The 26,720-nt window shown below is 67.9% G+C and carries 27 protein-coding genes and 1 tRNA gene; 15 read left to right on the top strand and 13 right to left on the bottom strand.

Features of this window, described 5'->3' with window-relative positions; all coding sequences use genetic code 11:
* The first annotated feature begins 1 nt into the window (after position 1).
* Positions 2 to 721: an arylesterase gene (locus GQR91_RS13210; protein WP_149682929.1), complete on the top strand. Its 720-nt coding sequence runs from the start codon at positions 2 to 4 to the stop codon at positions 719 to 721.
* Positions 722 to 843: 122 nt separating this feature from the next.
* Here the strand turns inward: GQR91_RS13210 and GQR91_RS13205 are convergent, their stop codons facing one another.
* The 9 genes from GQR91_RS13205 to radA are packed head-to-tail and all read right to left on the bottom strand — an operon-like array spanning position 844 to position 9,044.
* Positions 844 to 1,425 carry a retropepsin-like aspartic protease family protein gene (locus GQR91_RS13205; RefSeq protein WP_235904098.1) on the bottom strand — a complete coding sequence of 194 codons (582 nt, stop codon included), beginning with the start codon at positions 1,423 to 1,425 and terminating at the stop codon, positions 844 to 846.
* Entirely contained in the window at positions 1,422 to 2,186 is a 765-nt protein-coding gene (locus GQR91_RS13200) for an MBL fold metallo-hydrolase (RefSeq protein ID WP_149682930.1), read from the bottom strand. The genes GQR91_RS13205 and GQR91_RS13200 overlap by 4 nt, the downstream gene beginning before the upstream one ends.
* The gene (locus GQR91_RS13195) at positions 2,183 to 2,959 is read right to left on the bottom strand and encodes a TatD family hydrolase (RefSeq protein WP_149682931.1); all 777 of its coding nucleotides are present in this window, start codon (positions 2,957 to 2,959) and stop codon (positions 2,183 to 2,185) included. Before GQR91_RS13195 ends, GQR91_RS13200 begins: the two co-directional genes overlap by 4 nt.
* The gene (gene metG / locus GQR91_RS13190) at positions 2,959 to 4,515 is read right to left on the bottom strand and encodes a methionine--tRNA ligase (RefSeq protein ID WP_149682932.1); all 1,557 of its coding nucleotides are present in this window, start codon (positions 4,513 to 4,515) and stop codon (positions 2,959 to 2,961) included. Before metG ends, GQR91_RS13195 begins: the two co-directional genes overlap by 1 nt.
* 46 nt (positions 4,516 to 4,561) lie before the next feature.
* Positions 4,562 to 4,891 (bottom strand): DUF423 domain-containing protein, encoded by a 330-nt coding sequence (locus tag GQR91_RS13185; protein ID WP_149682933.1) that lies wholly within the window; start codon positions 4,889 to 4,891, stop codon positions 4,562 to 4,564.
* Complete coding sequence (locus tag GQR91_RS13180) at positions 4,891 to 6,639, bottom strand: cation:proton antiporter domain-containing protein (protein WP_149682934.1); 1,749 nt, start codon at positions 6,637 to 6,639, stop codon at positions 4,891 to 4,893. The genes GQR91_RS13185 and GQR91_RS13180 overlap by 1 nt, the downstream gene beginning before the upstream one ends.
* On the bottom strand, positions 6,639 to 7,079 hold the full coding sequence (locus GQR91_RS13175; protein ID WP_112383241.1) for an iron-sulfur cluster assembly scaffold protein: 441 nt from the start codon (positions 7,077 to 7,079) through the stop codon (positions 6,639 to 6,641). The genes GQR91_RS13180 and GQR91_RS13175 overlap by 1 nt, the downstream gene beginning before the upstream one ends.
* Entirely contained in the window at positions 7,076 to 7,633 is a 558-nt protein-coding gene (locus GQR91_RS13170; protein WP_149682935.1) for a CvpA family protein, read from the bottom strand. Before GQR91_RS13170 ends, GQR91_RS13175 begins: the two co-directional genes overlap by 4 nt.
* Before the next feature lie 37 nt (positions 7,634 to 7,670).
* A complete protein-coding gene (gene radA, locus GQR91_RS13165; RefSeq protein ID WP_112383239.1) occupies positions 7,671 to 9,044 on the bottom strand; it encodes a DNA repair protein RadA in 1,374 nt (457 codons plus the stop codon).
* Between the two features lie 87 nt (positions 9,045 to 9,131).
* On the opposite strand from radA, the gene GQR91_RS13160 reads away from it, so the two are divergent.
* Positions 9,132 to 10,271 (top strand): glycosyltransferase family 4 protein, encoded by a 1,140-nt coding sequence (locus GQR91_RS13160; protein WP_149682936.1) that lies wholly within the window; start codon positions 9,132 to 9,134, stop codon positions 10,269 to 10,271.
* 6 nt (positions 10,272 to 10,277) lie between these two features.
* On the opposite strand, the gene GQR91_RS13155 is transcribed toward GQR91_RS13160, so the two are convergent.
* Complete coding sequence (locus GQR91_RS13155; RefSeq protein WP_149682937.1) at positions 10,278 to 11,303, bottom strand: Ldh family oxidoreductase; 1,026 nt, start codon at positions 11,301 to 11,303, stop codon at positions 10,278 to 10,280.
* Positions 11,300 to 13,681: a glycoside hydrolase family 127 protein gene (locus GQR91_RS13150; protein ID WP_249042541.1), complete on the bottom strand. Its 2,382-nt coding sequence runs from the start codon at positions 13,679 to 13,681 to the stop codon at positions 11,300 to 11,302. The genes GQR91_RS13155 and GQR91_RS13150 overlap by 4 nt, the downstream gene beginning before the upstream one ends.
* A 306-nt stretch (positions 13,682 to 13,987) precedes the next feature.
* On the opposite strand from GQR91_RS13150, the gene GQR91_RS13145 reads away from it, so the two are divergent.
* Positions 13,988 to 14,467, top strand: coding sequence for a cell wall hydrolase (locus GQR91_RS13145; RefSeq protein ID WP_149682938.1), 480 nt, complete (start codon positions 13,988 to 13,990; stop codon positions 14,465 to 14,467).
* 8 nt (positions 14,468 to 14,475) lie between these two features.
* Here GQR91_RS13145 and GQR91_RS13140 read toward each other — a convergent pair whose 3' ends face one another.
* Together GQR91_RS13140 and GQR91_RS13135 are read right to left on the bottom strand one after the other, a co-directional pair.
* The gene (locus GQR91_RS13140; protein WP_112383236.1) at positions 14,476 to 14,766 is read right to left on the bottom strand and encodes a DUF2218 domain-containing protein; all 291 of its coding nucleotides are present in this window, start codon (positions 14,764 to 14,766) and stop codon (positions 14,476 to 14,478) included.
* On the bottom strand, positions 14,766 to 15,332 hold the full coding sequence (locus GQR91_RS13135; RefSeq protein WP_149682939.1) for a PadR family transcriptional regulator: 567 nt from the start codon (positions 15,330 to 15,332) through the stop codon (positions 14,766 to 14,768). Before GQR91_RS13135 ends, GQR91_RS13140 begins: the two co-directional genes overlap by 1 nt.
* Before the next feature lie 100 nt (positions 15,333 to 15,432).
* Between GQR91_RS13135 and GQR91_RS13130 the strand changes: the two genes are divergently transcribed.
* The 12 genes from GQR91_RS13130 (at position 15,433) to GQR91_RS13075 (ending at position 26,692) form a co-directional block, all read left to right on the top strand.
* Positions 15,433 to 16,743, top strand: a complete 1,311-nt coding sequence (locus tag GQR91_RS13130; RefSeq protein WP_149683003.1) for a replication-associated recombination protein A — start codon at positions 15,433 to 15,435, stop codon at positions 16,741 to 16,743.
* Positions 16,727 to 17,593, top strand: a complete 867-nt coding sequence (locus GQR91_RS13125; RefSeq protein WP_149682940.1) for a DUF429 domain-containing protein — start codon at positions 16,727 to 16,729, stop codon at positions 17,591 to 17,593. Before GQR91_RS13130 ends, GQR91_RS13125 begins: the two co-directional genes overlap by 17 nt.
* 26 nt (positions 17,594 to 17,619) lie before the next feature.
* Positions 17,620 to 17,695, top strand: a tRNA-Thr gene (locus tag GQR91_RS13120).
* A gap of 23 nt (positions 17,696 to 17,718) precedes the next feature.
* The gene (locus GQR91_RS13115) at positions 17,719 to 18,414 is read left to right on the top strand and encodes an endonuclease/exonuclease/phosphatase family protein (protein ID WP_112383232.1); all 696 of its coding nucleotides are present in this window, start codon (positions 17,719 to 17,721) and stop codon (positions 18,412 to 18,414) included.
* A 13-nt stretch (positions 18,415 to 18,427) separates the two neighbouring features.
* The gene (locus GQR91_RS13110) at positions 18,428 to 20,689 is read left to right on the top strand and encodes a patatin-like protein (protein WP_149683004.1); all 2,262 of its coding nucleotides are present in this window, start codon (positions 18,428 to 18,430) and stop codon (positions 20,687 to 20,689) included.
* Between the two features lie 64 nt (positions 20,690 to 20,753).
* Positions 20,754 to 21,086, top strand: a complete 333-nt coding sequence (locus GQR91_RS13105) for a hypothetical protein (protein WP_149682941.1) — start codon at positions 20,754 to 20,756, stop codon at positions 21,084 to 21,086.
* 5 nt (positions 21,087 to 21,091) lie between these two features.
* Positions 21,092 to 21,766 carry an orotidine-5'-phosphate decarboxylase gene (gene pyrF, locus GQR91_RS13100; RefSeq protein ID WP_149682942.1) on the top strand — a complete coding sequence of 225 codons (675 nt, stop codon included), beginning with the start codon at positions 21,092 to 21,094 and terminating at the stop codon, positions 21,764 to 21,766.
* Position 21,767: 1 nt separating this feature from the next.
* Positions 21,768 to 22,406: a phosphoribosylanthranilate isomerase gene (locus GQR91_RS13095; protein WP_149683005.1), complete on the top strand. Its 639-nt coding sequence runs from the start codon at positions 21,768 to 21,770 to the stop codon at positions 22,404 to 22,406.
* Between the two features lie 64 nt (positions 22,407 to 22,470).
* Entirely contained in the window at positions 22,471 to 23,700 is a 1,230-nt protein-coding gene (gene trpB, locus GQR91_RS13090; RefSeq protein ID WP_149682943.1) for a tryptophan synthase subunit beta, read from the top strand.
* On the top strand, positions 23,697 to 24,509 hold the full coding sequence (trpA, locus tag GQR91_RS13085; protein WP_149682944.1) for a tryptophan synthase subunit alpha: 813 nt from the start codon (positions 23,697 to 23,699) through the stop codon (positions 24,507 to 24,509). The genes trpB and trpA overlap by 4 nt, the downstream gene beginning before the upstream one ends.
* Positions 24,506 to 25,360 carry an acetyl-CoA carboxylase, carboxyltransferase subunit beta gene (accD, locus tag GQR91_RS13080; protein WP_149682945.1) on the top strand — a complete coding sequence of 285 codons (855 nt, stop codon included), beginning with the start codon at positions 24,506 to 24,508 and terminating at the stop codon, positions 25,358 to 25,360. Before trpA ends, accD begins: the two co-directional genes overlap by 4 nt.
* A gap of 12 nt (positions 25,361 to 25,372) precedes the next feature.
* Positions 25,373 to 26,692, top strand: a complete 1,320-nt coding sequence (locus GQR91_RS13075; RefSeq protein ID WP_149682947.1) for a bifunctional folylpolyglutamate synthase/dihydrofolate synthase — start codon at positions 25,373 to 25,375, stop codon at positions 26,690 to 26,692.
* The last annotated feature ends 28 nt before the right edge of the window (positions 26,693 to 26,720 follow it).

Below are 26,720 nucleotides of genomic sequence, written 5' to 3'. Positions count from 1 at the left end.
GATGACGAAGACGCCATATGTGGCAGGCGCCGCGCTTATCCAAGCCGCGCTGCTGTCGGCCTGCGATGCGCAGCGCGACGAGGCGCTGCCGGTCACCAACGTCGCGACCCCGGCGCCGACGGCTGCGGCGGCCCTGCCGGTGTCCGGGCCGAAGCGCACGGTGCTGGCCTTCGGTGACAGCCTGTATGCGGGATATGGCCTGAAGCGCGGCGAGAGCCTGCCCGATGCGGTCCAGGCGCGGCTGCGCGGGCAGGGGATCGATGCGACGGTGGTGAATGCCGGCGTGTCGGGCGACACCACCGCCGGCGGACGGCGTCGGCTGGCCTATACCCTCGATCGGCTGAAGACGCCGCCCGATCTGGTGCTACTCGGTCTGGGCGGCAATGACGTGCTGCGTCAGGTCGACCCGGCCGAAACGCGCGCGAACATGGCGGCCATGCTGGAGGAACTGGCGCGGCGAGGTATTCCGGTCATCCTCACCGGCATGATGGCACCGCCCAACCTCGGACCGGATTTCGCCTATCGCTTTAACCGCATCTGGCCCGACCTTGCGCGCGAGCATGACGCCGTGCTGGACCCGTTCATCCTGCAAGCCGTGATCGGCAATCGCCAGCTGATGCTGCCCGACGGGGTGCATCCCAATGCGGTCGGCGTCGGTCGCATGGCGGATCGGGTGGCACCGCTGGTGGCCAGGCAATTGGCGATCTTGCCGGCTGCGTGAGCCACGGTGCTTCGGCGTTGCGCTGCCATCCGGCATCGTGATGTATTCAGCAACTGGGGGAGTGCATTTGCCCTCCTCAAACGTCGCGGATCGTAGCGACCGATAATATATATTATGTAAAACTAGGACGATTTTTCCGGGGTCAGTATCAGCTCACCCTTTTCCACCGACCATGATCCCAGCCGCGACAGGAAGTTCATGCCAAGCACATCCTGATCGCCGAATGCCGGCGATACGACGACGCTTAGGTCGCGCGTGGTGATGCTGCCCACCGTCATCGTTTCCACTGTCGCCGTTCGCGCCGCCACCGGGCCGTTTGCGGTCTGCAGCATGCGCGGAAACGGGCTTTCCTCCAGATCGAGCCCCGCGGCACGCGCCGTAGCTTCTGACAAGGCGGTGATCGTAGCCCCGCTGTCGATCAGCATCGAACGGGTCACGCCGTTGACCGACACATCGGCATGGAAATGACCATCGTCGCCCATGCGGATGCGGGTCTGCATGCCTTCGACACGCTGGTCGGTGAACAGGTCCGTCACATGGTGACGCTGGCTGACCAGGATCAGGCCCAGCGCGAAGATACCGACCCACGCCGCCGCCATCTTCAGGGTCGGCCCCAGTTTCGGACGCCGCACGATCAGCGCGGACAGCGGCAGGATCAGCATGATCCCGTACAGGAGGATATTGGCGACCCGGTCGTCGCTCACGCGACCAGTTCCAGCCCGTCATAGCCCGGCTGCACCCCCGGCGGCAGTTCGGCGCACAACGTCGCATAATCCATCGTCTGGTCCATATGGATCAACGCGGCCTCGCGCGGCCGCAATGTCTCGACCCAGCCCAGCACTGCGGACAGCTCGGGATGCGAGGGATGCGGCCAGCGGCGCAGCGCATCGACCACCCACACGTCCAGTCCGGTATATAGCGCCGCCATCGCAGCCGTCAGCTCATGGAAATCGGTGGCATAGCCGATGCTCTTGCCATCCGCTTCGAAGCGAAGCCCGGCCGAGCGCGTCCCGCCATGCGGTTGATCGACGATGCGCACGCTGATGTCGCCGATCGTGATCGCGTCCGGCAGCTCCTCGATCGTCGCGGTCGGCGGATAGCCGCGCTTGCCATGAAAGACATAGGCGAAGCGCGCCTCCAGCGTCTGCCGCGTATCGGCGCGCGCCAGCCCGCGCACGGGATGACCCAGCTGATGGAATATCTGGCGCAGATCGTCGATGCCGTGGCAGTGATCGGCATGGTCGTGCGTCCAGATGACCGCATCGACCCGGCCGACATTCGCGGCCAGCAACTGGGCGCGCATGTCGGGGCTGGTGTCGATCAGGATGCGGGTGTCGCCATGTTCGACCAGCGCGGAGGCCCGCGTCCGCCGATTGCGTGGTTCGGCCGGGTCGCAGTCGCCCCATTCGTTTCCGATCCGCGGCACGCCCGACGACGTGCCGGAGCCGAGGATGCGGATCTTCACGCGCGCGTCTTTGCGAACAGGAGGTGGAAATTCTCCGCCGTGGTCCGGGTCAGCGCCGCGACATCCTCGCCGCGCAGATCGGCCAGGAACGCCGCGGTATCGGCAACGAAGGCCGGCTCCCCCTGCTTGCCCCGATGCGGCACGGGCGCGAGGAACGGCGCATCCGTCTCGATCAGCAAGCGGTCCTGCGGCAGACGCTTCGCGGTGTCCTGCAGATCCCTGGCGTTCTTGAACGTCACGATGCCGGAGATCGAGATGTAGAAACCGAGCGCCATCGCCTTGTCGGCAAAGTCGCCGCTGGCGGTGAAGCAGTGGATGACGCCGGGATAGGCCCCCTTCCCCATCTCCTCGCCCAGAATCGCGATCGTATCCTCCTCGGCATCGCGGGTGTGGACGATCAGCGGCAACTGCGTCTCGCGACAGGCCGCGATGTGCGCCCGGAAACTCGCCTGCTGCCGGGCCCGGTCGCTATGGTCGTAGTAATAATCGAGCCCGCTTTCGCCGATCCCCACCACGCGGGGGTGCGCGGCGCGCGCGACCAGCCGGGCCGTATCGACATGGCCGTGCTGATCCGCCTCATGCGGGTGGATGCCCACCGACGCCCAGACATCCGGCTCGCGCTCGGCGGTCGCGATCACCGCATCCCACTCGCTTTCGCGGGTCGAGATGTTGAGCATCGCGGTGACGCCGCGCGCCCGGGCGCGGGCCAACACCTCGCCCTGCTGCTCGGCGACGCCCTTGTAGTTCAGGTGGCAGTGGCTGTCGGCCAGCATCAGGCAGCCGCCTCCGCCGGCATCTCCAGCCGCGGAAAGGCCGGGGTCGGCGGCGCCAGGCGGAAGCCGCTGGCGGCATGCGCGTCGTACCAGCCGTCATCGTCGATCGCGGCGTGGTCGCGCGCCTCGGCACCCAACTGGTCCAGCACCTTGCCCGCCGCCACCGGCACCACCGGCAGGATCGCGATCGCCAGCATGCGGATCGCGCGGACCAGCGTGCGCAGCACCGCGTGCATCCGCTCCGGATCGGTCTTGCGCAGCGCCCATGGCGCGGCGGTGTCGATATACTGGTTGCAGGCATAGACACCGCGCATCCATGCCTCGATCCCCTGGCTCAGCATCAGGTCGTCGAATGCGGTGCGCAGGCCTGCACAGGCGACCACCACCTCCTCGATCAACGCGCCGTCCATGTCTTCCGCGCGCCCGGCCTCCGGCAAAGCACCGTCCAGGTTCTTGGCGATGAACGACAAGGTACGCTGCGCCAGATTGCCGAAGCTGTTGGCCAGTTCGGCGTTCACCCGCGTCACGATCGCCTCGGCCGAATAGGAACCGTCCTGTCCGAAACTCACTTCGCGCAGGAAGAAGTAGCGCAGTGCGTCGACCCCAAACGCGTCGGCCAGCTCGCCCGGATCGACGACGTTGCCGACCGACTTCGACATCTTCTCGCCGCGATGAAGCAGGAAGCCGTGCCCGAACACCGACCGGGGCAGCGGAATGTCCGCCGACATCAGGAAGGCGGGCCAATAGACGGTATGGAACCGCACGATATCCTTGCCGATCAGGTGCAGGTCCGCCGGCCAGAAACGCGATCGTTCGCCGTTCCTGTCGGGATAGCCGGTGCCGGTCAGGTAGTTGGTGAGCGCATCGACCCACACATACATGACATGGCCGGGGCTGCCGGGCACCGGAACGCCCCAGTCGAAGCTGGTCCGCGACACCGACAGGTCGGACAAGCCACCCTCCACGAAGCGCATCACCTCGTTGCGCCGGCTTTCCGGCCGGATGAAGTCGGGATTGGCGGCATAGAGGTCGAGCAGCGGCTGCTGATATTTGGACAGGCGGAAGAACCAGGTTTCCTCCGCGGTCCACTCCACCGGCGTGCCCTGCGGCGACAGCTTGGTGCCATCCTCGCCCGCGCTCAGTTCCGCCTCGTCGTAGAACGCCTCGTCGCGGACCGAATACCAGCCCTCGTAACGATCCAGATACAGGTCGCCCTTGTCCGACATCGCCTGCCAGATCGCCTGGCTGGCGGCATAATGGTCGGTGTCGACCGTGCGGATGAACCGGTCGTAGGAAATGTTCAGGCGGTCGGCCATGACATGGAAATGGCTCGACATTTCGTCCGCGAAGTCGCGCGTCGCCAGCCCGCGTGCACGCGCGGCCTGCGCCATCTTCAGGCCATGCTCGTCGGTGCCGGTCTGGAACAGCACATCGCGGCCCGCCTGCCGCTGGAAGCGCGCGATCGCGTCGGCGGCGATCATCTCATAGGCATGGCCGATATGCGGCTTCCCGTTGGGATAATGGATCGCGGTGGTGATATAGAATGGGTCGGCCATGGCACGGGTCCCTAGACCATCGCCGTGGGCCTCTCAACTACCCCGATCAGCCGCGCACGCTCCACGCCAGCCACAGCCATCCGACGATCAACGCCGCCCCGCCAATCGGAGTGACCGCACCAAGCCAGCGCGTGCCCCCGATCGCCATCAGGTAAAGCGTGCCGGCAAAGATCGCGCCGCCCACCACGAAGGTCACTGCCGGTCCCCGAGCATCCAGCCGGAGTGCGATCAGCGCCGCCACGGCATGGACGAGTTGATAATGCGATCCGGTTTTCAGCCACTCGACCGCCTTGCCCTCGGCCCCGTGTGCCCCGAACGCCCCCGCGGCCACCGCAACGGCACCGGACAATGCCGCCAGTATCGCAATCCAGCCCATTACGCCCCTTCCCGTTCGCCTTGCACGATGATCCGGTCGCTGGCCGCGCGCAGGTCGCCGCTGGCATATTGCGCGGCCAGCCGCTCCTTGTCGCGGGCGCGGTACATCGCCTCGGTCCGGTCGATCTCGCCGATGTCGACCTTCAGGCTGGTCAGCGCCAGCCGCGCCATCTTGACGGCCGATTCCAGCACTTCGCGAACGACATAGGCCGCCGGACTCCCCTTCAGCTTCAGCAAGGCCCGGCGGTCATAGGCGCGAACAAGAATGGTCGCGTTCGGAAAGGCGGCATGGACGTTTTCCAATAGGTCGGCGGTGATCTGATCGTCGTCCAGACAGAACAGGATCAGCTCCGCCTCCGCCGCACCCGCCTGTCGCAACAGGTCCAGCCGCGTGCCGTCGCCATAATAGACCTTGGCGCCGAAATCGGCGGCGATGTCGATCATCTGGGTATCGCGGTCGATCAGCGTGACAGGAATGTCCTGCGCGATCAGCATCTGCGCCACCGTCTGGCCGAAACGGCCATAGCCGACGACCAGCGCATTGGCGCCATCGGTCACGGGGCCGTCGCGCTCGCCGCCGGCGATCACCGGCTCCTCGCGGATGCGCCGGGTGGCGGCCATCAGGAACGGCGTGGTCGCCATCGACAGCGTGATGATCGCGCCGAACAGACTGGCCGCCTCGGATGCGATCAGGAACCCGTTCTGCGCCTGCGCGAACAGCACGAAGCCGAATTCGCCGCCCTGGCTCATCAACAGGCCCAGCGCGAACGCCTGCCGCCACTTCATGCGGAACGCCAGTCCGATCAGGAAGATGACGCCCGCCTTGGTCACGATCAGCGCCGCCGCCATCGCCGCCACGAACAGGGGACGCTCGGCGATGGCGGGCAGGTCCAGCATCATCCCCACCGCCAGGAAGAACAGGCCGAGCAGGATCGAGCGGAACGGCTCGACATCGGCCTCCAGCTCGTGCCGATACGGGCTGTCGGCCAGCATCACCCCGGCGATAAAGGCGCCGAGCGCAGTGGAAAGCCCGAGCAGTTCCATCACCGCGGCGCTGGCGATCACGGTGAACAGCCCGGCGAACACGAACATCTCGCGTTCGTTCCAGTTGCCGATCAGGCGGAACAGCGGGCGCAGCAGGAAGCGCCCGGCCAGGATCAGCCCGACGATCGCCGCTACCGTCTGCAGCGCCAATATCCATCCGGGCGGCCCGGCATGATCCGCCGGGTTGCGCGACATCGCCGCCACGATGGTGATGAGCGGCACGATCGACAGGTCCTGGAACAACAGGATCGAGAAGGCCCGCTCGCCAAAGGGGGTGCGCAGCCGCCCCGACGATTGCAGCATCGGCAGCACCTGCGCGGTAGAGGACAGCGCCAGCGGCAGGCCGAGGGCCAGCGCCGCCTCCGGCGAGAATTTGGCGAGCAGCACGATGCCGGTGATCGCCAGTCCGCAGGCGACGACCTGGATCAGCCCCAGTCCGAAAATCTCCTCCTTCATCCGCCACAAGCGGCTCGGCTTCAACTCCAGCCCGACGATGAACAGCAGCAGGACGATGCCGATTTCGGCGATGCCCATCTTGGTCTCGGCATCGCCGACCAGCCCCAGCAGGTGCGGCCCGACCACGGCACCCGCCACCAGATAACCCAGCGTCGCACCCAGCCCCAGTCGCCGGAACAGCAGCACGAAGCTTAGGCCGAACCCGAGCAGGATCGCGCCGTCGCGCAGCAGCGAAACCTCTGCGTGCATCAGCGCACGGGCAGCCGGGCGGCGGCATCGGCCGCGGCATCCGCCGCCGCCTCGAAGGCCAGCCGGATCGAGGCATGCCGCGCGGTATAGCCGAGCGCCGGCTCGAACACCGCGAGCCCCGGCCATTCCGGCGGCGTACCCTCTCCCGCCGCCAGCCATGCGCCCAGCGCATCGCGCGCCGTCGCCAGTTCGGCAGGCGTCCGGCCCAGTATCTGCGCGGCGAGCAGCGACGAGGATGCCTGGCCCAGCGCGCAGGCGCGGACCAGCATCCCCAGCTCGGTCACCCGGCCATCGTCGTCGACATTCACGTCCACCGTCACCCGGCTGCCACAGATGGGGGAGCGCTTCTCGGCCGTGCCCATCGGGTCGGTCAGGCGCTCGTGATGGGGAATGCTGGTCGCCAGCCGCAGGATCTCGGCATTGTAGAGGGGCGCGTTCATGGGGCAGGATCGCCTATGTTGGACGGGGCCGGCGCGGTCGCCGCCCCAAAGACCGGCAGCCCGCGGCGGCGCCGGTCGACGAAATCCGCGATCCCCGCACTGGTGGCGTTGAGCAGCGGATAGGTGCGGCTCGTCGCCATCCATTCGGGCCGCCGCGCCGGCCCGCCGCCGACGGTATCGACCAGCAGGGCGACGACCAGGAACAGCAGGCTCGCCAGGATCAGGCCCTTGAGCGCGCCGAAGCCGAAGCCCAGCGCCCGGTCGACCGGCCCCAGTACCGAGGTTCGCGTCCGCTCGCCGATCATCCGCGCGACGAGCTTGCCCCCGAAATAGGTGGTGCCCGCCAGGATCGCAAAGGCCAGCACCGCCGCGCCCGATACGGTGCCGACCATGCCGGTCAGCGCCTGGGCCAGCGGGATATGGAACAGCTTGAGCGCGGCCACGATCGCCACCCAGGCGAACAGCGACAGCACCTCGGTCACGAACCCGCGGGAAAAGCCCAGCACCGCCGATCCGATCACGGCGAGCAGGACGATGATATCGAGCGCGGTCAAGGTCGTGGCCGTCCGTTCCTGTGGTCAGGTCCTCTCGCTACCCGCGCCCCAGCATATGGTCAACGAAGCCGGCCAGCGTCTTGAAACCGGACAGCGTCAACCCGCCCTTCTCCCCGGTCATTGCCGCGGGCACCAGCGCCCGCTCGAACCCCAGCTTGCCCGCCTCCTTCAACCGCAGCGGACCGTGCGCGACCGAGCGGATTTCGCCCGACAGCGCGATCTCGCCAAAGGCCACCGCATCGGCTGCCACGGGGCGCTCGGACAGTGCCGAAACCAGTGCCGCGGCCACGGCCAGGTCCGCCGCCGGGTCCTGCACCCGGTACCCGCCGGCGATGTTCAGATATACCTCCGCCGACGAGAAGCTGAGCCCGCAACGCGCCTCCAGCACCGCCAGGATCATCGCCAGCCGCCCGGAATCCCAGCCGACCACCGCGCGCCGCGGGGTCGCGCCCGACGCCAGCCGCACGGTCAGCGCCTGGATCTCGACCAGCACCGGCCGTGTGCCCTCAAGTGCGGGAAACACCGTCGCCCCCGTCACCCCCTCGTCCCGATTGGTCAGGAACAGCGACGATGGATTGGCGACCTCGCTCAGGCCTTCGGTCTGCATCGAGAAGACGCCGATCTCGTCGGTGCCGCCGAACCGGTTCTTGATCGCGCGCAGGATGCGATACTGATGGCTGCGCTCGCCCTCGAACGCCAGCACGGTGTCGACCATATGCTCCAGCACGCGCGGGCCGGCGATCGATCCGTCCTTGGTGACGTGGCCGACCAGCACCAGTGCGGTGCCGCGGTCCTTGGCGAAACGGATCAGCTCCTGCGACGACGCGCGCACCTGGCTGACCGTGCCCGGCGCGCCTTCGATCAGGTCGGAATGCATCGTCTGGATCGAATCGATTACCAGCAGCGCGGGCGGCGGTCCGCTCGACAGCGTGGTCAGGATGTCGCGGACCGAGGTTGCGGCCGCCAACTGCACCGGCGCCTGCCCCAAGCCCAGCCGCCTCGCCCGCAGCCGCACCTGATCCGCCGCCTCCTCCCCCGACACATAGGCGACACTGCGCCCCGCCATCGCCAGCTTCGCCGCCGCCTGCAACAGCAGCGTCGACTTCCCGATCCCCGGATCGCCCCCGATCAGCGTCGCCGACGCCTCGACGAACCCGCCCCCCAGCGCCCGGTCCAACTCGGCGATCCCCGTCGTCATCCGCTCGGGCAGCGCGATATCGGTATCCAGCCCGACCAGCTGGAAGGCCCGCCCCCCGCCTTGCAGATTGTGCTTGGCCGCGAACGGGGTCACGACCTTGGGCGCTTCCTCGACCAGCGTGTTCCATTCGGAACAGTCGACGCATTGCCCCTGCCACCGGGACGCGACCGATCCGCAAGCCTGACAGACGTAGCGCTTCTGAACCTTTGCCATGCCGCCGATATAGCAGGGCAAGAACGATTGGGGAACATCTACACGGCGGTGGTCTTGTCCGCCGCGTCAAGCTATGGCGCGCGCTCCATGGCCCCGAATGCACTCCGCGTCGCCTTGTTCAGCGGCAACTACAACTATACCCGCGACGGCGCGAACCAGTCGCTGAACCTGCTCGTCGGCTATCTGCTTGCCCGCGGCGTCAACGTCCGCGTCTATTCGCCCACCCTGCCCCGCCCGGCCTTCGCCCCCACCGGCGATCTGGTCGATGTGCCTGCTTTGCCAGTGCCTTTCGGCCGGGCGGAATATCGCATCGCCCGCGGCCTGCCCGCCGCCGTCCGCCGCGATCTGGTAGCGTTCGCCCCCAACATCGTCCATGTCTCCGCCCCCGAACTGCTCGGCCACGCCGCACTGCGCTGGGCGCGGCGCGCCGGTGTGCGAACCGTTGCCTCGTTCCACACGCGATTCGAGACCTATCCGCGCTATTACGGCCTCGGCATGCTGGAGCCGGTCTTTATCCGCATCATGAAGCGCTTCTACGACCGCTTCGACCGGGTACTGGTGCCCAGTCCCAGCATGGTCACCCTGCTGCGCGAATGGGGGGTGTCCGCGCCGATCTCCATCTGGTCGCGCGGCATCGACCATGACCGCTTCACGCCGGCACGGCGCGACCTCCAGTGGCGCCGCAGCCTCGGCATCGCCGATGAAGACGTGGCGATCGGCTTTCTCGGCCGGCTGGTGAAGGAAAAAGGTCTGGACGTCTTTGCCGCCGTGCTGAAGCAGCTTCGCGCTCGCGGCGTGCCGCACAAGGTGCTCGTCGTCGGCAAGGGGCCTGCGCAGGGCTGGTTCGCCGAACAGGCGCCGGGCGCGATCTTTGCCGGCTATCAGACGGGCGACGACCTTGGCCGCGCCGTCGCCTCGATGGACATATTCTTCAACCCCAGCGTCACCGAGACCTTTGGCAACGTCACGACCGAGGCGATGGCGGCCGGCGTGCCCGTCGTCGCCGCGCGTGCCACGGGGGCGGTCGATCTGGTGGCGGACGGGGCGACCGGCTATCTGGTCGACCCTTGCGACATCGCCGGCTATGCGGACGCCATCGCCCGCATCGTCGCCGACCCCGATCTGCGCCGCCGTTTCAGCGAGGCGAGCCGCGCGCGCGTCGATGGCTATCGATGGGACACCGCCAATCAGGCGGTGCTGGACGCTTATCAGGAATTGATGGCCTGACGGTGCCTACCCGCTCCGCAGCGCCATGATGTCGTCATGCAGCGCGCGCGGGATGACCACGCCGTCGCGCAGGCTCTCTGCCCGCGCGGCGTAGCGCCTCGCGGAGGGCAGGCGCGCCCCCTGCCCCTCGATCGCCGCGAACATGGCCTCGGCGCGCGCCAGATGGTCCGCCACCGCATCGCCCAGGAAACCCGCCGGGTCGATCGCGATCACCAGCTCGCCGCCGATCGGCGAGCCGCCGCGACCGCCATCGGCCCTGATCGACTCCGCGCTGGTCATGTCGCCGATCAGCGGTCCGGCGATCAACTCCACCATCGCCGCCAGCGCCGATCCCTTGTGCCCGCCAAAGGTGCGCATCGCGCCGTTCAGCACCGCCGCCGCATCGGTGGTCGACCGGCCTTGCGGGTCATATCCCCAGTCCTCCGGCACCGGGCGGTCCGCACGCCGGTGAAGTTCGATTTCGCCGCGCGCGACCGCACTTGTCGCGAAATCGAACACGAACGGATCGCACCCCGGCCGCGGCCAGCCAAAGGCGATCGGGTTCGTGCCGAACACCGGCTTCGTGCCGCCGGCGGGGGCGACCCAGGCATGGCTGGGGGTAAAGGCCAGCGCAACCAGCCCCGCCTGCGCCAGCGCCTCCACCTCCGGCCACAGCGCGGCGAAGTGCACGACATGGTTGATCGCCATCGCGGCGATGCCGCAGGTGCGCGCCCGCTCGATCAACAGCGGCTTGCCCCGCTCGAAGGCCAGTTGCGCAAACCCGCCGCCGCCATCCACCTTGACCAGCGCCGAGGCGGGCGATCGTACGACCGGCACCGCATCCGGCACCACCACCCCGCGCGCAACCGAATTGGCCGCGATCAGCAGGCGGTAGATGCCGTGGCTGGCGCACCCGTCGCGCTCGCCCGCCACCATGGTCTCGGCCACAGCATCGGCGTGATCGGGCGCCAACCCCGCGCCACGCAGCTTTTCGCGGGCCAGACCGCGCAACGCGTCCAGCGTCATCGCCACGCCGTCCGCCACTGGCGTCATGCCACCGCGCCGGGCTTGGCCGTGTACATGCGCACGCCGAACACCGGGCCTGCCGAATTCCGGTCATGCGGCACGAAGCGGACGCGGACCGACTTCTTCCCCTTGGTCAGCGCCTCCGGCAGCGGATAGTCCACATCGAAGAATTTGCCCGGCCGGTCATTGTCCAGCCGCTGCGTCGCCACCTTCACATTGTCGATCAGGATGTCGAAGTCGCGCGAACGCTCGCTGCCCCAATAGGTCGCCTGCAGGACCAGCGGACCCGGCCGCACCGCCATCGAAAACTCGATAAACCCGCCCGAGCGCGCATCGCGGCCCTGCCGCCCGCGATAGGTGACTGGATAGGATATTTCGGAAACGAGATTGTGGTCGCGCTCCGGCTGCATCTCACCCAGATGCATGACGTCGACCGAGCGCGCGGTGATGTCGCGCAGCCGCGCCTGCTCGGCGGTGAAGGCGGCTTCCTCCGCCGTCCACGCGGCATCGCTGAACGTCTTGAAATATACCGCACTGCGCCGCTGATACTGACGATAGAAGGGCACAAAGCTCATGTCCGCCGGCCGGACGATGCCGCGCGTGGCATAGTGCGCCGCCGCCGCATCGGTCGGAGTGAAGGCCGCCAGCAGGTCGCTGCCGACCAGCGCCGGGTCCGCCTGGTCCCACTTCTGGTCGACCGGCCCGAGATCGGCCGCCAGCACCAGCGGACCGCGTACCACCGCCACCGTCTGCGTGTCGCCGGGCGTCGCCTCGATCCGCAGGTCGAGCGGCAAGGTGATCGCCACCGCGTCCCCGCTCTGCCACCGCCGGTCGACGATCGCATAGCCACGCTCGATCCGCGGCGTCGTCGCCTCGCCATTGACCGTGACGGTCGCCTTGCCGTTCGCCCACCCCGGGATGCGCAGCGCCACCGGGAAGCGGCCACCCTTCACCCGGTTGAAGGTCAGGGTCGATACCGGCTCGAACGGATAGCGGGTGTCCAGCATCACCGCCGCCTTGCGCGCATCCCATCGTGCATCGGCGGGGATATACAGATTGACGAAGAATGTGCCGTCATCCCCCTCCCAGAAGATCGACTCGCCGTGCTTGGCATGGCTTTCCATCCCCGACCCGACGCAGCACCAGAAGGCATCGTCATCGACCGTGGAAAACCCGCGCTCCACCCCGGTCATCAGCGGCGTCATATAGGTGAAGCCACCCGTTGCCGGGTCCTGCGCCGACATCACATGGTTCAGGTGCGCGCGCTCGTAAAAGTCGAACAGCGCGCCCTCGGGCTGCCAGGACCAGAGCTGCCGCGTCAGCTTGAGCATGTTGTAGGTGTTGCAATGCTCGCATGTCTGTTCGGTGATGTGCTGCGCGATCGTGTCGGGTTCGGAGAAATATTCCCGGTCCGCGTTTCCGCCGATCACATAGCTGTGATGCTGCGTCACCCGGTCCCAGAAGAAGCGTGCCGCCTGCGCCCGCAGCTGATCGCCGCCCGTCACCTCGTGGATGCGCGCCAGGCCGATCAGCTTGGGCACCTGCGTGTTGGCGTGGAAATTGGCCAGCCGGTCCTCACCCTTCATCAGCGGATCGAGCACGCGATTGTCGTAGATCAGCCGCGCCATCTTCAGCCAGCGCGGATTGCCCGTCCGCGCGTACATTTCGGCATAGCTTTCATTCAGTCCGCCATATTCGCAGTTCAGCACATCCTGCACCTGCTCGGGCGTCAGCGCGGCGAACATACGCTCGAAATAGCCGCCCAGCCCCTCGACGACGGTCAGCGCCCTGGCGTTGCCCCAGCCATCATGCACGTCCAGCAGCCCGGCGAACAGCTTGTGGACGGTATAGAGCGGCGACCAAGATCCGTTCAGGTCGAACCCGCCCGACTTGATCTCCCCCTTCATCACCTCGCGGAAGATCTCCTCGCCATCGACGACGGTGCCATCCTTCCGCTTGCGTTGCAGCGCCCCGACATAACCGGTGCCGCGCTTGGCCTGCGCTTCCGCCAGTTCGTCGACGATGTAATCGGCGCGGCGCTTCATTTCCGGATCGCCGGCCTGCTGCCAGGTCAGCACCAGTGCGGTAAGGTAATGACCCAGCGTATGGCCCGCGATCGTGTCGCTTTCCCACCCGCCGTAAATCTCTGCCTTGGGCTCCAGCCCGGCATATCTGCGGAAGTTGTGCAACAGCCGGTCGGGTTGCAGGCGGTGAAGATAGGCCCGGTTCCGCTCCACGGCGGTCGCATAATCCGACGGACGCAGTCGGGTCGCCGCCAGCGGAAGCGGCTTGGCACGCTTCGTCTTCATTTCCGGCGTGGCGGCAAGGGCGCCGGCGGCCGGCAAGAGGGCGCACGACGCCGCCCCGATCATTAGCATACGGCGGTTCGGGGCCAGAGTCGTCATCTGCGGCATCTCCTAAATACCGTATACGGTTATGCCGCGTCGTTGGTCACGTCAATGGTGTGCGAGGTTGCATAAGGATCCCCCGTTAACCGAAATTCGTCCCGACCCGGCCACGTTTCATCGACTGGCCTTTGACCCGCCGCCGCGTTTCAAGAATGAAAGCCTCGGTCCAGCCGAAGCGACCATCCTCCGCCACAGGGACGCAGGATGCCGCGAATGGCGAGACGTAGGGGAACCTCGACCGCTAATTGTTCCGGATTGCCTCGGCGGGCGACGAACACCCTTGCGCATGTGCAGTGAGCGGGAATGACCAAGCGGCGTTCGATCGTGATGCGCGTCCTTATCGTCGCAGCCGGTGTCTTCGGAGCCCAGGCCGCGACCGCCGCCGTACCGGCAGCCGACACGCCGCCCATCACCGTCGCCGCTGCGACCGACCCGCAGGAAGTGGAATGCATGGCTAAGGCTATCGTGCGCGAAGCGGGCAACCAGCCCGAACGCGGTCAGGTCGCCATCGCCCAGGTCATTCGCACCCGCATGAAAAGCGGCCGCTTTGCCCCCAGCGCCTGCGGCGTCGTCAAGCAGCGCGGCCAGTTCTTCGATCCGGATGCGTATAATCCTTCCCGCACCACCAGCCGCTGGACCAATGCGATCCGCATCGCCACCGAAACGCTGAACGGCCTTGGCGAGGAGGTCGCGCCCGGCGCGCTCTTCTTCCGTTCGGCCCGCGCCACGTTGAAGCAGCGCATCCGCATCGTGCAGATCGCCGATCACATCTTCTACCGTTAAGGGCCGGCTCAGCCCTCGCGCCAGTCGAAGGTCAGCGGCGCCTCGCGAAAGGCGAACCGGTCCAGATGGCTGGACACCACCTCGCGCATTCGGTCACGATCCTCACCCTCCGGCACGCTCAGCACCACGTCCAGCGTCTCGCTGTCGGCGCGCATCTCCAGCCGCGATCCGTTGGGGAAGTCGATCGTCCCTTCCTCCGCGGTGAACGCCACCGTCATCTTGTGCGCCCAGTGCTTGGCCAGTTGCTGCAGATAGCGGCTGGCGGAATGGGTGGGTACGCGGGCGACCGATATGCTCATCACTTCATCCTCTCGATCTTGCGGGCCGCCTCGTCGATCAGCGCCGCCACCTCGTGCAGCGTGTCCTCGCTGACGTCGTCGCGCATCAGGCGATGCTGCAACACCTGACGCAGATTGCCCATCGCGCGGCGGATCGGCGCGCCATCGGTCCGCTCGCGGTGATCCGCCAGTTTGCGCAGCCGGGCGAACAGTTCATCGACCTGCGCCGCCGCCTCGGCCAGATGGCCACGCCCCGCCTCGGTCGTCGCAAAGCGCTTCTTGGTTCCCTCGGATCGATGTTCCTCGATCAGCCCCATCTCGTCGAGCAGGGTCAGCGTCGGATAGACGACGCCGGGACTGGGGGCATAGCTACCGCCCGACAATCCTTCGATCTCCCGGATCAGGTCATAGCCGTGCCGCGGTGCATCCGCGATCAGCTTCAACAGCACCAGCTTCAGTTCGCCGCCATCGAACACGCGCCGCCGCCCGCGTCCGCCCTCATGCTCGCCGCGCCCCGGCCTACCATGCCGACCGCCGCCACCGAACGGGCCGTCCGTCCATGCGCCATATCCCATTCCAAATCGCATCGCGACCTACTCCGATATATCTTGATGCATCAGATATATCTTGAGCCAATCTGATTTCAAGAGGCATGACGTGCCCCGCGGTCACGCCTATCTTTGCCGCATGGCCGATCTGTTCGCGGGGCTGGACCCCGCTCCTCCTCCCGCACCCGATGCGCCGCTCGCCGATCGTCTTCGTCCCCGGGACCTCGGCGCGGTCGTCGGCCAGGAACATCTGACCGGCCCGGACGGCGCGATCGGGCGGATGGTCGCGGCCGGCCGCCTGTCCTCGATGATCCTGTGGGGCCCGCCCGGCACCGGCAAGACCACGATCGCCCGCCTGCTCGCCGATGCGGTCGATCTGCGCTTCGTGGCCATCTCCGCCGTCTTTTCCGGGGTGGCCGATCTGAAAAAGGCGTTCGCGGAGGCACGCGACCATGCCCGCACCGGCCGCCGGACCCTGTTGTTCGTGGACGAGATCCATCGTTTCAACCGCGCGCAGCAGGATGGCTTCCTGCCCTATGTCGAAAACGGCACGGTCACATTGGTCGGCGCCACCACCGAGAATCCGTCCTTCGAACTGAACGCCGCACTGCTCAGCCGTGCGCAGGTGCTGATCCTCCACCGTCTGGACCGGGAGGCGCTCGGTCGACTGCTCGATCGTGCCGAGGTCGAGATGGGCCGCCCCCTGCCCCTGCAACCCCAGGCGCGCGAGGCGCTGGTGGCAAGCGCGGATGGCGATGGCCGCTTCCTGCTCAATCAGGCGGAGACCCTGTTTTCGGTCGGCCTTGCCGAACCGCTGGACGCCGCCGGCCTATCCGCTTTTCTTCAGCGTCGCGTCGCGGTGTACGACAAGGATCGCGAGGGGCATTACAACCTCATCTCCGCGCTCCACAAATCGATCCGTGGCTCCGATCCGCAGGCCGCGCTCTATTATCTCGCCCGCATGCTCACCGCCGGCGAGGAACCGCTGTTCCTGCTCCGCCGCCTGACCCGCGCCGCGGTCGAGGATATCGGTCTCGCCGACCCACAGGCGCTGCAACAATGCCTTGCCGCCAAGGAAGCCTATGATTTCCTCGGCAGCCCGGAGGGCGAACTGGCGATCGTGCAGGCGTGCCTTTATCTGGCCACCGCGCCCAAATCGAATGCCGCCTATATGGCGCAAAAGGCCGCTTGGCGCTCGGCGAAGGAAACCGGATCGCTGATGCCGCCGGACAATATCCTGAACGCCCCCACCAAGCTGATGAAGCAGATCGGCTATGGCGCCGGCTACCAATATGACCATGATGCGGAGGACGGCTTTTCGGGCGCGAACTACTGGCCGGACGCGATGACGCCGCAACGCTTCTACGAGCCGACGGGGCGCGGGCTGGAAAAGCGCATCGCCGAGCGCATGGCGTGGTGGGATGCACGGCGCCATGAACGCGAGGGCTGACCCGCCCGTCCATTTCCGCCGCTTCGCCGCGATCGACTGGTCCGGCGCGTGCGGTCATCGCCACCGCGGCATCGCGGTCGCCGTGGCGGAGGCGGGCATGGCCGCGCCGACCCTCGTGCCGCCGCCCGGTGGCTGCTGGTCGCGTCAGGCGGTTTACGACTGGGTTGCCGCCCATGCCGATACGGCGATGCTGATCGGCTTCGACTTCAGCTTCTCCGCGCCGTTCCTCGACCGCGGCGCCCATCTGCCCGGCGAGCCGGCAACCGAAGACGCGCCCGCGCTATGGCAACGGGTCGACGCGAGCAGTACCGACGCCGATCTAGGGGCCGCCACCTTTGTCGACGCCCGTCGCGGCATCCATGTCTATGGCGCCGCCGCCGACGGTGCGAAGGCCAGGTATCTCCGCTACCGCCGCTGCGAAACCGCCATCGCCGCCATCGGCGGCCGCCCGTCCAGCATCTTCGACGCGGTGGGGGCCGCGCAGGTGTCGAAGGCCAGCTTCGCCGGCATGCGCCTCCTCCACCGGTTGCACGGCACGGTGCCCGTCTGGCCGATCGATCCCCTTCCCGCCACTGGCGCACTGGTCGTGGAAATCTACCCGGCCCTGGCCGCCCGCGCCGCCGGACTGGGTCGCGGCAAGCTGCGCAGCGCCATCATGCTCGATCAGGCCCTCGCGGCCATGGGAAGCGCGCCCCACGCCGCCCTTGCCCGCTATGACGACCACAGCACCGATGCCCTGCTGACCGCGGCATGGCTGCGCGCCGACTCGGCCAAGCCATCGCTCTGGAACCCGGCCGGGCTCACCGGCGAGATTGCCCGAACCGAAGGCTGGATTTTCGGCGTGGAGTAAGGCAAGAGCCCGCGCGACCAGGACGTGCCGGTTTAGCTCAGATGGTAGAGCAGCGGTTTTGTAAACCGAAGGTCGCGGGTTCGATCCCTGCAACCGGCACCATATTCCGGCGTTACCCATCCGGAATGATAAAAGTCGCCAGCTACAATATGCGCAAGGGGATCGGCACCGACCGGCGGCGCAATCCTGAGCGGATCCTGGAGGTCCTGCGCGAGGTGGACGCCGATGTGATCGCACTGCAGGAGGCCGATCGCCGCTTCGGCACGCGCGAAGGCGTCCTCCCGCTCCATCTTCTGGCCGAACATAGCGACTGGAAGCCGGTCCAGTTCGGCATGCGTGCCCTGTCGATGGGCTGGCATGGCAACGCCATCCTTGTGCGCAAACAGGCCGAGATCCGTCATCACGAGGCGATCCACCTGCCCGCGCTCGAACCGCGCGGCGCGGTGGTGGCGGAGATCCGGTGTCGGGACACCCATCTGCGCGTCATCGGCATGCATCTCGACCTGTCCGGTCTGTGGCGCCGTCGTCAGGCCGCGGCGATCCTGAACCATGTCGATGCCTATCCGGACCGGTTGCCGACCGTCATGATGGGCGACCTGAACGAATGGACGGCCGCGGCCGGCTGCCTGCGCGATTTCGGACGCGACTTCGCCTTTGCCGGCACCGGCCCCAGCTTCCACGCGCGGCGGCCGATCGGGCGGCTCGACCGGATCATGGTGTCGGCCGATCTGCGCATCGCCGAATGCGGCGTGCATCTCAGCCCGGCCTCGCGCAAGGCGTCCGATCACCTGCCCATCTGGGCCAATCTGGTGCCCGCATGATGCGTCGCGGGTGATGCGCGAAAAGGAGCTTCGCCTCGCACTCGTCTGCTATGGCGGCATCAGTCTTGCCGTTTACATGCACGGCATCACCAAGGAGATTTGGCACCTCGCCCGCGCCAGCCGCGGCCTCCATGACGGCGATCCGCCCCCCACCGGCAGCGCCGCCGTTTATCGCACGCTGCTGGAGGAAATCGCCGAACAGGGCGGCTGGCGTATCCGCATCCTGCCCGACATCATCGCCGGCGCCAGTGCGGGCGGCATCAACGGCATTTTCCTGGGCCAGGCCATCGCCACCGGCCAGTCGCTCGATCCGCTCACCGATCTCTGGCTGACCGCCGCCGATGTGGAGGCGTTGATCGATTCCGCCGCCGCACCCGCGTCACGCTTCTCCAAGGTCTGGGCGCTTCCCCTTGCCTGGATGGCCGCCGGCCGCAGCGCGGATTCGGTGGAGGCGCTGGACGACACCACGCGCGAGGAGGTGCGCGCCAAGCTGTCGCATTTCGTTCGCTCGCGCTGGTTCGAGCCCCCCTTTGGCGGGACCATCTTCACCGGCCTGCTGCTCGATGCCTTCGACGCCATGGCGGCGGCGCCGCGCGGTCCCCGATTGCTGCCCGCTGGGCAACCACTCGATCTCTACGTCACCGTCACCGACTTCACCGGCCACCCCGAACGCCTGCAACTCCATTCGCCGGCCGAAGTCGTCGAAACCGAACATCGCATCGTCATCGACTTCAGCGATGGGGGCGAACAGGTCCATACGCTTGCCCCCGCCGCCGAACTCGCCTTCGCGGCGCGGGCCACCTCCAGCTTTCCCGGCGCCTTCCCGCCGTTCAGCGCAGGCGAGATGGACCGGGTGCTGGAGATGCGCGGAAGCCGCTGGCCGACCCGCCGCGCCTTTCTGCGCCGCGTGCTGCCCCGCCATCATGCCGCCAACGCTGCCGACCGCGCTGTGCTGATCGACGGATCGGTGCTGGCCAACGCACCCTTCCGCCCCGCGATCGATGCCTTGAAGCAGCGTCCGGCCCGGCGCGAGGTCGACCGCCGTTTCGTCTATATCGATCCCTCGCCGGGCACGAAGTTCCGCCTGGGCGGCAGCGGCGCAGAGCCCGGTTTCCTTCAGACCATTCTCGGCGCGATCAGCGAGCTTCCCCGCCAGCAACCAATCCGCGACAATCTGGAGGCGATCGCCGCCCGGTCGGAGCGGATCGACCGCATGCAGGGCATCGTCGCGGCGATCCGCGGCGAGGTGGAGGCGGAGGTGGAGCAGCTGTTCGGCCGCACCTTCTTTCTCGATCGCCCCACGCCGGCCCGCCTCGCCGCCTGGCGTCAGCGTGCCCATGCCGGCGCCGTCGCCAAGTCGGGCTTCGGTTTCGCCGCCTATGCCCATCTGAAGCGTGCGGGTGTCCTGGATCACCTTGCCGCCATGGCGGCGGAGGCGGCAGGCGACACCGGCGCGCCACGCCGCGCGCGCATCCGCGGGGCGCTTGCCGCCGCGCTGGACGAGCGGCTGGCGGACGACGACACCGCGATCGTCGATTTCCTGCGCAGCTTCGACCTCGGCTTTCGTATCCGCCGCCTGCGCCTGCTCGCCCGGCGGCTGGCGGAGGTCGAGGCGGATCCCCCCGATCCCGCGATCACTGCGATGCGGCGCGCCATTTATGAAACGCTGGCCGCGCATCTCGATCGGCAGCGCGGCACCGCCCATCCGGCGCTGCGCCCCGCAGTGCGCTCGTGGCGCGGCGAGGCGGAACCGCTGCTGGGTGCGCTGGCCACCGCGCTCGACTGCCGCCGCCTCGATGATGAAACCGACGCCCGGCTGGCCGAGGCGCTGGCCGCCCTCCCGCGCGAGCCGCGTCGCACGCTACTGCTCAGCTATCTCGGCTTTCCCTATTTCGACGTCGCCACGCTCCCCTTGTTGCAGGGCGAGGGGCTGGATGAGTTCGACCCGGTCAAGGTCGATCGCATCTCGCCCGACGATGCCGTCGCGATCCGCCCCGGTGGTGCCGAGGCGACGTTGAAGGGCATCCAGTTCAACAGCTTCGGCGCTTTCTTCAGCCGGGCCTACCGGGAGAACGATTACCTGTGGGGGCGCCTCCACGGCGCGGAGCGGATGATCGACATCACCGTGTCCTCCCTGCCCCCCACCATCCGCATGCGCCCGGGTCGCGTGGCCGCCATCAAGCGCGCCGCCTTTCTCGCCATCCTCGACGAGGAAGAGCCGCGGCTGACCGCAATCGCGGCGCTTATCGCCTCGCTTCGCCGCGAGATCGGCTGAAGGCTGGCCTTGCCCCCCGATCGCGGCTAGACCTCGGCATGAGTATCGTTACCCGAGGACCCGCATGCAGTTCCTGAAGATCCTGTTCTGGTGTCTGCTGGCGTTTCTCGCCGCGGCGTTCACCATGGGCAACTGGACCACCGTGCCGATCCGGCTGGTCGGCGGGCTGATCGCCGACGTGAACCTGCCGGTCCTCCTCTTCGTCACCTTTCTGCTCGGCCTCGTGCCCACCCTCATCTGGCAACACGCCGTCCGCTGGCGCCTGCGCCAGCGCCTCGCGACGGCCGAGCGCAACCTGACCGACTTGCGCAGCAGCGTCGTCGCCGCGACCGAACCGGTGGCCGATCCCACCACCCCGCTTGCGATGTCGATCGACAAGCCCGGCACGGCGATCTGACCGCGATGAGCAACCGCATCTATGTCGCGATCGACACCCCCGATCTGTCCCGCGCGCTCGCCCTGGCCAAACGCGTCCGCCATCATGTCGGCGGGATCAAGCTGGGCCTGGAATTCTTCTGCGCGCATGGTGCTGCCGGCGTGCGCGAAATGGCGCATCTCGACCTGTCGGTCTTCCTCGACCTCAAACTCCACGACATCCCCAACACCGTCGCCAAGGCGATACAGGCCCTCGGCCCCATCGCACCTGCGATCCTCACCGTCCACGCCAGCGGCGGCCGCGCCATGCTGGAGGATGCCAAGGCCGCCGCGCCCACCGGCACGAAGGTCGTCGCTGTCACCATGCTGACCAGCCTCGACGCCACCGACCTGTCCGACACCGGGGTCACCGGCGCCCCCCACGACCATGTCCTGCGCCTTGCCGAACTCGCCCATGATGCCGGCGTTGACGGCATCGTCTGTTCGGGCGCGGAGGTGGCCGCGGCAAAGGCTGCCTGGCCGAAAGGCTTCTTCGTCGTTCCCGGCGTTCGCCCCGCCGACGGACCGGTCGGCGACCAGAAGCGCGTCGTCACGCCGCGACAGGCGATCGACGCCGGCGCCTCCATCCTGGTCATCGGACGCCCGATCACCCAGGCCGATGATCCTGATGCCGCCGCCCGCGCCATCGCGGCTACTCTCTGACGTGCCCGTCACCGCGAAGATCTGCGGCCTGACCACGCTGGAAACGCTGGACGCCGCCCTGTCGGGCGGTGCGTCGCATGTCGGGTTCGTCTTCTTCCCCGCCTCGCCCCGCCATCTGACGCTGGAGACCGCGACGGGGCTCGCCGGCCGGGTACCCACGCATGTCCAGCGGGTCGGTGTCTTCGTTGATCCGGAGGACGCGCTGGTCGAGGCCGCGGTAAAGGCCGGACGCCTCGACGCCATCCAGCTTCACAAGACCCCGCCTGCCCGTGTTGCCGCGATCCGCGCCACCTTCGGCCGCGACGTGTGGGCCGCGGTCGCGGTCAAGACCGGCGCCGATCTGGCGCAGGCCGCACATTATGCCGGTACCGCCACGCGCCTGCTATACGACGCGAAGACGCCGGAGACCGCCGAGCTTCCCGGCGGCATGGGCCTGCGCTTCGACTGGCGGCTGCTGGAAGGCTTCCGCCATCCGCTGCCCTGGGCGCTGTCCGGCGGTCTGGATGCCGGCAACGTGACGGAGGCCGTTCGCCGCACGTCGGCGACGCTGGTCGACGTGTCGTCCGGCGTCGAAAGTGCCCCGGGTGTCAAGGACAAGGGCCGTGTGCTCGCCTTCCTGAAGGCGGTGCAATCGCTCTGATCCCGCCGGGCGGGCGCAGGATGCAATCTCGACACCGGCCGCCATGGTGCTAAAGCGCGGCCCCATGACCGCGCCAAACTCCTTCCGCGCCCAGCCCGACGATCGCGGGCATTTCGGCGACTATGGTGGCCGCTACGTCGCCGAGACGTTGATGCCGCTGATCCTGGATCTCGACCGCGAATATCGCGCAGCCAAGGCCGATCCGGCGTTTCAGGCGCAGTTCGACGACCTGCTCGAACATTATGTCGGCCGCCCCAGCCCGCTCTACTTTGCCGAGCGCCTGACCGAGGCGCTGCGCACTGGCGCGGCCGAGGGCATGGGCGCACAGGTCTGGTTCAAGCGCGACGAGCTGAACCATACCGGCGCGCACAAGATCAACAACTGCATCGGCCAGATCCTGCTTGCGATCCGCATGGGCAAGACCCGGATCATAGCCGAGACCGGCGCCGGCCAGCACGGCGTCGCCACCGCCACCGTCTGCGCGCGCTTCGGCCTCCCTTGCGTCATCTACATGGGCGCCAAGGACGTCGAGCGGCAGCAGCCCAACGTCTTCCGCATGAAGCTGCTCGGCGCCGAGGTGAAGCCCGTCCAGTCCGGCGCGCACACGCTGAAGGACGCGATGAACGAGGCGATGCGCGACTGGGTCGCCAACGTCCACGACACCTTCTACATCATCGGCACCGCCGCCGGTCCGCATCCCTATCCCGAACTCGTTCGCGATTTTCAAAGCGTGATCGGCCGCGAGGCGCGCGAACAGATGTTGGCACGCACCGGCCGCCTGCCCGACCTGCTCGTCGCCGCGATCGGTGGCGGGTCGAACGCGATCGGCCTGTTCCACCCCTTCCTCGACGACAGCGATGTGAAGATGCTCGGCGTCGAGGCGGCGGGCGAGGGGCTGGAGGCCAAGCACGCCGCCAGCCTCGCCGGTGGCTTCCCCGGCGTCCTCCACGGCAACAAGACCTATCTGTTGCAGGACGAGGACGGCCAGATCGCCGAGGCGCATTCGATCTCGGCGGGGCTCGATTATCCCGGCATTGGTCCGGAACATGCCTGGCTGAAGGATATCGGCCGCGTCGACTATACCGCGATCACCGACAAGGAGGCGCTGGACGCCTTCCAGCTTCTCTGCCGGACAGAGGGCATCATCCCCGCGCTGGAGCCGTCCCACGCCATCGCTGCCGTGGCCAAGGCGGCGCGCAGCATGCCGCGCGAAAAGGTGATCCTCGCCAATCTGTGCGGTCGCGGCGACAAGGATATCTTCACCGTCGCCGACGCGCTCGGGGTGGCGATATGACCCGGCTGGCCGACACCTTCGCCAAGGCCGCTGCCGAGAACCGCGCCGCGCTCGTCGCCTTCGTCACCGCGGGCGATCCGACGCCCGCCGCCACGCCCGCGATCCTCGACGCGCTGGTGGCCGGCGGTGCCGACGTCATCGAACTCGGCATGCCCTTCACCGATCCGATGGCCGACGGCCCGGCGATCCAGGCCGCCAACATCCGCAGCCTCGCCGCGGGCACGCGCACCGCGCATATCCTCGCCATCGCGACCGAGTTTCGCGCGCGTCACCCGCATGTGCCGCTCGTGTTGATGGGCTATGCCAATCCGATGCTGCGCCGCGGGTCCGACTGGTTCGGTCAGGCCTGCGCCGCGGCCGGCGTCGACGGGGTGATCTGCGTCGACATTCCGGCCGAGGAGGACGAGGCGCTCGGGTCCTCGCTGCGCGCGCACTGCGTCGCCCCCATCCGCCTCGCCACGCCGACCACCGACGCACGGCGCCTGCCTGCGGTGCTGGAGGGGGCCGGCGGGTTCCTCTATTATGTCTCGGTCGCCGGGATCACCGGGCTGCAACAGGCGGCACAGGCCTCGATCGAGGACGCGGTCGCGCGGTTGAAGGGTCAGACCGACCTGCCCGTCGCGGTCGGCTTCGGCATCCGCACCCCCGATCAGGCGGCGGCGGTCGCGCGCGTCGCCGACGGCGTCGTCGTCGGCTCCGCGATCGTCGATCTGGTGGCCCAATACGGCGCGGATGCGCCTGCGCCCGTCACCGCCTATATCACGTCTCTGGCCGACGCCCTGGCGTCCGCTCGAAAGGTTTCCGCATGAGCTGGCTTAACAGCGTCCGCAACGTCATCCCCTTCGTCGCCAAGCGGGAAACGCCCGACAATCTCTGGCACAAGTGCAAGGGGTGCGGGCAGATGATCTTCACCAAGGAGCTGGAGGACAATCTCCACGTCTGCCCCAAATGCGATCACCATGAACGCATCGGTCCCAAGGCGCGCTTCCAGCACATCTTCGACGAGGGAAGCTGCAACGAGCTTCCCGCGCCCAAGGTGCCCGAGGATCCGCTCAAGTTCCGCGACACCAAGCGCTATACCGATCGCCTGAAGACCGCGCGCACGGGCGCGCAGGAGGCCGATGCGCTGGTCAATGCCCGCGGCACGATCGACGGCCACAAGGCCGTGGTCGGCGTACAGGACTTCGCCTTTATGGGCGGATCGATGGGCCTGGCCGTGGGCGAGGCATTCGTCCGCGGGGTCGAGGCGGCGATCGCCGATGCCTGCCCCTATGTCATCTTCACCGCCTCGGGCGGTGCGCGCATGCAGGAGGGCATTCTCAGCCTGATGCAGATGCCGCGCACCACCGTCGCCATCCAGATGCTGCACGATGCCGGCCTGCCCTATATCGTCGTGCTGACCGATCCCACCTCGGGCGGCGTGATGGCGGCCTATGCGATGCTGGGCGACATCCAGATCGCCGAGCCCAAGGCGACGCTCGCCTTTACCGGCCGCCGCGTCATCGAAAACACGATCCGCGAGAAGCTGCCCGATGATTTCCAGACCTCGGAATATTATCTCGACCACGGCCTGATCGACATGGTCGTCCACCGCCGCGACCTGCGCCAGCAGCTCGCAACCGTGATCGGCTATCTCGCGCCCGCCGCCCGGGCCGCCTGACCAGAGGGCCCCATGGCCGACCATGCCCGCTCCACCGATCCCGCCGTGCAGGAACAGCTCGACCGCCTCTGGTCGCTGTCGCCCGGCGCGGACATATTGGGGCTGGACCGGATCACCCGGCTGCTCTCGCGGCTGGGCGATCCGCACCACCACATGCCGCCCGTCTTCCATGTGGCGGGCACCAACGGCAAGGGGTCGACCTGCGCCTTCCTGCGCTCGGCGATCGAGGCGGCGGGGTATAGCGTCCATGTCTATGCCAGCCCGCACCTCGTCCGCTTCAACGAACGCATCCGCCTCGCCGGCCGCCTGATCGAGGACGAGGCGCTCGCGGCCCTGCTTGCCGAGGTTCTGGATCACGCCGACGGCATCGGCGCCAGCTTCTTCGAGGTGACGACGGCCGCCGCCTTTCTCGCCTTTGCGCGCACCCCGGCCGCCGCGACGATCGTCGAGGTCGGGCTCGGCGGCCGGCTCGACGCGACCAACGTCATTCCCGCACCCGCCGTTTGCGGCATCGCCGCACTCGGCCTCGACCACCAGGCGTTTCTGGGCGACAGCCTCGAACAGATCGCCGCCGAAAAGGCCGGCATTGCCAAGGCGGGCGTTCCACTCGTCACCATGGACTATCCCGCCCCCATCCGCCGCATTGTCGCCGATGTCGCCACATCCGTCGGCGCCCCCGTCGCCGCCCGCCGCCGCGCCTGGACCAGCCAGTCTGCCCGCACCACCGTGCGCTACACCGAACCCGGCTTCTCGCTCGTCGCCAACAGACCGCGCCTCGCCGGCCCCCACCAATCCCGCAACTACGCCCTCGCCCTCGCCATGCTGCGCCACCAGGGCGCCCTCAACATCCCCGAGGCCGCCATGCGCGCCGCCGCCGACTGGGCGCATTGGCCGGCGCGCATGCAGCGGCTGGAGCATGGGCCGCTGACCGCCCGCCTGCCGCTCGGCTCCGCCTGCTGGCTGGACGGTGCGCATAACCCATCCGCCGCGCTTCCCGTCGCTCGTGCGCTGCGCCAGCGTCGGGAAGGTCGCCCGACCGCGCTCGTCATCGGCATGCTCGCCAACAAGGATGCAGGCCCGGTTCTCGCCACCCTGGGTGGCGAGGTTCAGCATGTCGTGGCCATCCCGGTGCCCGACCATGACCACCATCCGCCGGCCGATCTGGTCGCGCAGGCCCAGATGTTGGGGCTGAGCGCGGAGACAGCCCCCAATCCGGCGATAGCCCTCGACCGGATCGCCATTCATTTCGGAACGCCGGTGACCACGCTTATCGCCGGCTCCCTCTATCTGGCCGGTGAAGTGCTCGCCGCAAACGACCAACCGCCCGACTGACGATCAGTTGCTATTGACTTGCAATAAC

The sequence above is a fragment of the Sphingomonas carotinifaciens genome, assembly GCF_009789535.1.
GTDB classification, from domain to species: Bacteria; Pseudomonadota; Alphaproteobacteria; order Sphingomonadales; family Sphingomonadaceae; genus Sphingomonas; species Sphingomonas carotinifaciens.
The sequence above is the reverse complement of the archived record's forward strand: the minus strand, read 5'-3'. Positions and strand labels throughout refer to the sequence as shown.

Excerpts from the sequence above, each read along its gene's own strand:
- GQR91_RS13210 (WP_149682929.1), top strand. The coding sequence starts at position 2 with ATGACGAAGACGCCATATGTGGCAGGCGCCGCGCTTATCCAAGCCGCG.
- GQR91_RS13195 (WP_149682931.1), bottom strand. The coding sequence starts at position 2,959 with ATGCTGGCCGACAGCCACTGCCACCTGAACTACAAGGGCGTCGCCGAG.
- metG (WP_149682932.1), bottom strand. The coding sequence starts at position 4,515 with ATGGCCGACCCATTCTATATCACCACCGCGATCCATTATCCCAACGGG.
- GQR91_RS13185 (WP_149682933.1), bottom strand. The coding sequence starts at position 4,891 with ATGGGCTGGATTGCGATACTGGCGGCATTGTCCGGTGCCGTTGCGGTG.
- GQR91_RS13180 (WP_149682934.1), bottom strand. The coding sequence starts at position 6,639 with ATGCACGCAGAGGTTTCGCTGCTGCGCGACGGCGCGATCCTGCTCGGG.
- GQR91_RS13175 (WP_112383241.1), bottom strand. The coding sequence starts at position 7,079 with ATGAACGCGCCCCTCTACAATGCCGAGATCCTGCGGCTGGCGACCAGC.
- radA (WP_112383239.1), bottom strand. The coding sequence starts at position 9,044 with ATGGCAAAGGTTCAGAAGCGCTACGTCTGTCAGGCTTGCGGATCGGTC.
- GQR91_RS13160 (WP_149682936.1), top strand. The coding sequence starts at position 9,132 with ATGGCCCCGAATGCACTCCGCGTCGCCTTGTTCAGCGGCAACTACAAC.
- GQR91_RS13155 (WP_149682937.1), bottom strand. The coding sequence starts at position 11,303 with ATGACGCCAGTGGCGGACGGCGTGGCGATGACGCTGGACGCGTTGCGC.
- GQR91_RS13150 (WP_249042541.1), bottom strand. The coding sequence starts at position 13,681 with ATGACGACTCTGGCCCCGAACCGCCGTATGCTAATGATCGGGGCGGCG.
- GQR91_RS13145 (WP_149682938.1), top strand. The coding sequence starts at position 13,988 with ATGACCAAGCGGCGTTCGATCGTGATGCGCGTCCTTATCGTCGCAGCC.
- GQR91_RS13140 (WP_112383236.1), bottom strand. The coding sequence starts at position 14,766 with ATGAGCATATCGGTCGCCCGCGTACCCACCCATTCCGCCAGCCGCTAT.
- GQR91_RS13135 (WP_149682939.1), bottom strand. The coding sequence starts at position 15,332 with ATGCGATTTGGAATGGGATATGGCGCATGGACGGACGGCCCGTTCGGT.
- GQR91_RS13130 (WP_149683003.1), top strand. The coding sequence starts at position 15,433 with ATGGCCGATCTGTTCGCGGGGCTGGACCCCGCTCCTCCTCCCGCACCC.
- GQR91_RS13125 (WP_149682940.1), top strand. The coding sequence starts at position 16,727 with ATGAACGCGAGGGCTGACCCGCCCGTCCATTTCCGCCGCTTCGCCGCG.
- GQR91_RS13115 (WP_112383232.1), top strand. The coding sequence starts at position 17,719 with ATGATAAAAGTCGCCAGCTACAATATGCGCAAGGGGATCGGCACCGAC.
- GQR91_RS13110 (WP_149683004.1), top strand. The coding sequence starts at position 18,428 with ATGCGCGAAAAGGAGCTTCGCCTCGCACTCGTCTGCTATGGCGGCATC.
- GQR91_RS13105 (WP_149682941.1), top strand. The coding sequence starts at position 20,754 with ATGCAGTTCCTGAAGATCCTGTTCTGGTGTCTGCTGGCGTTTCTCGCC.
- pyrF (WP_149682942.1), top strand. The coding sequence starts at position 21,092 with ATGAGCAACCGCATCTATGTCGCGATCGACACCCCCGATCTGTCCCGC.
- trpB (WP_149682943.1), top strand. The coding sequence starts at position 22,471 with ATGACCGCGCCAAACTCCTTCCGCGCCCAGCCCGACGATCGCGGGCAT.
- trpA (WP_149682944.1), top strand. The coding sequence starts at position 23,697 with ATGACCCGGCTGGCCGACACCTTCGCCAAGGCCGCTGCCGAGAACCGC.
- accD (WP_149682945.1), top strand. The coding sequence starts at position 24,506 with ATGAGCTGGCTTAACAGCGTCCGCAACGTCATCCCCTTCGTCGCCAAG.
- GQR91_RS13075 (WP_149682947.1), top strand. The coding sequence starts at position 25,373 with ATGGCCGACCATGCCCGCTCCACCGATCCCGCCGTGCAGGAACAGCTC.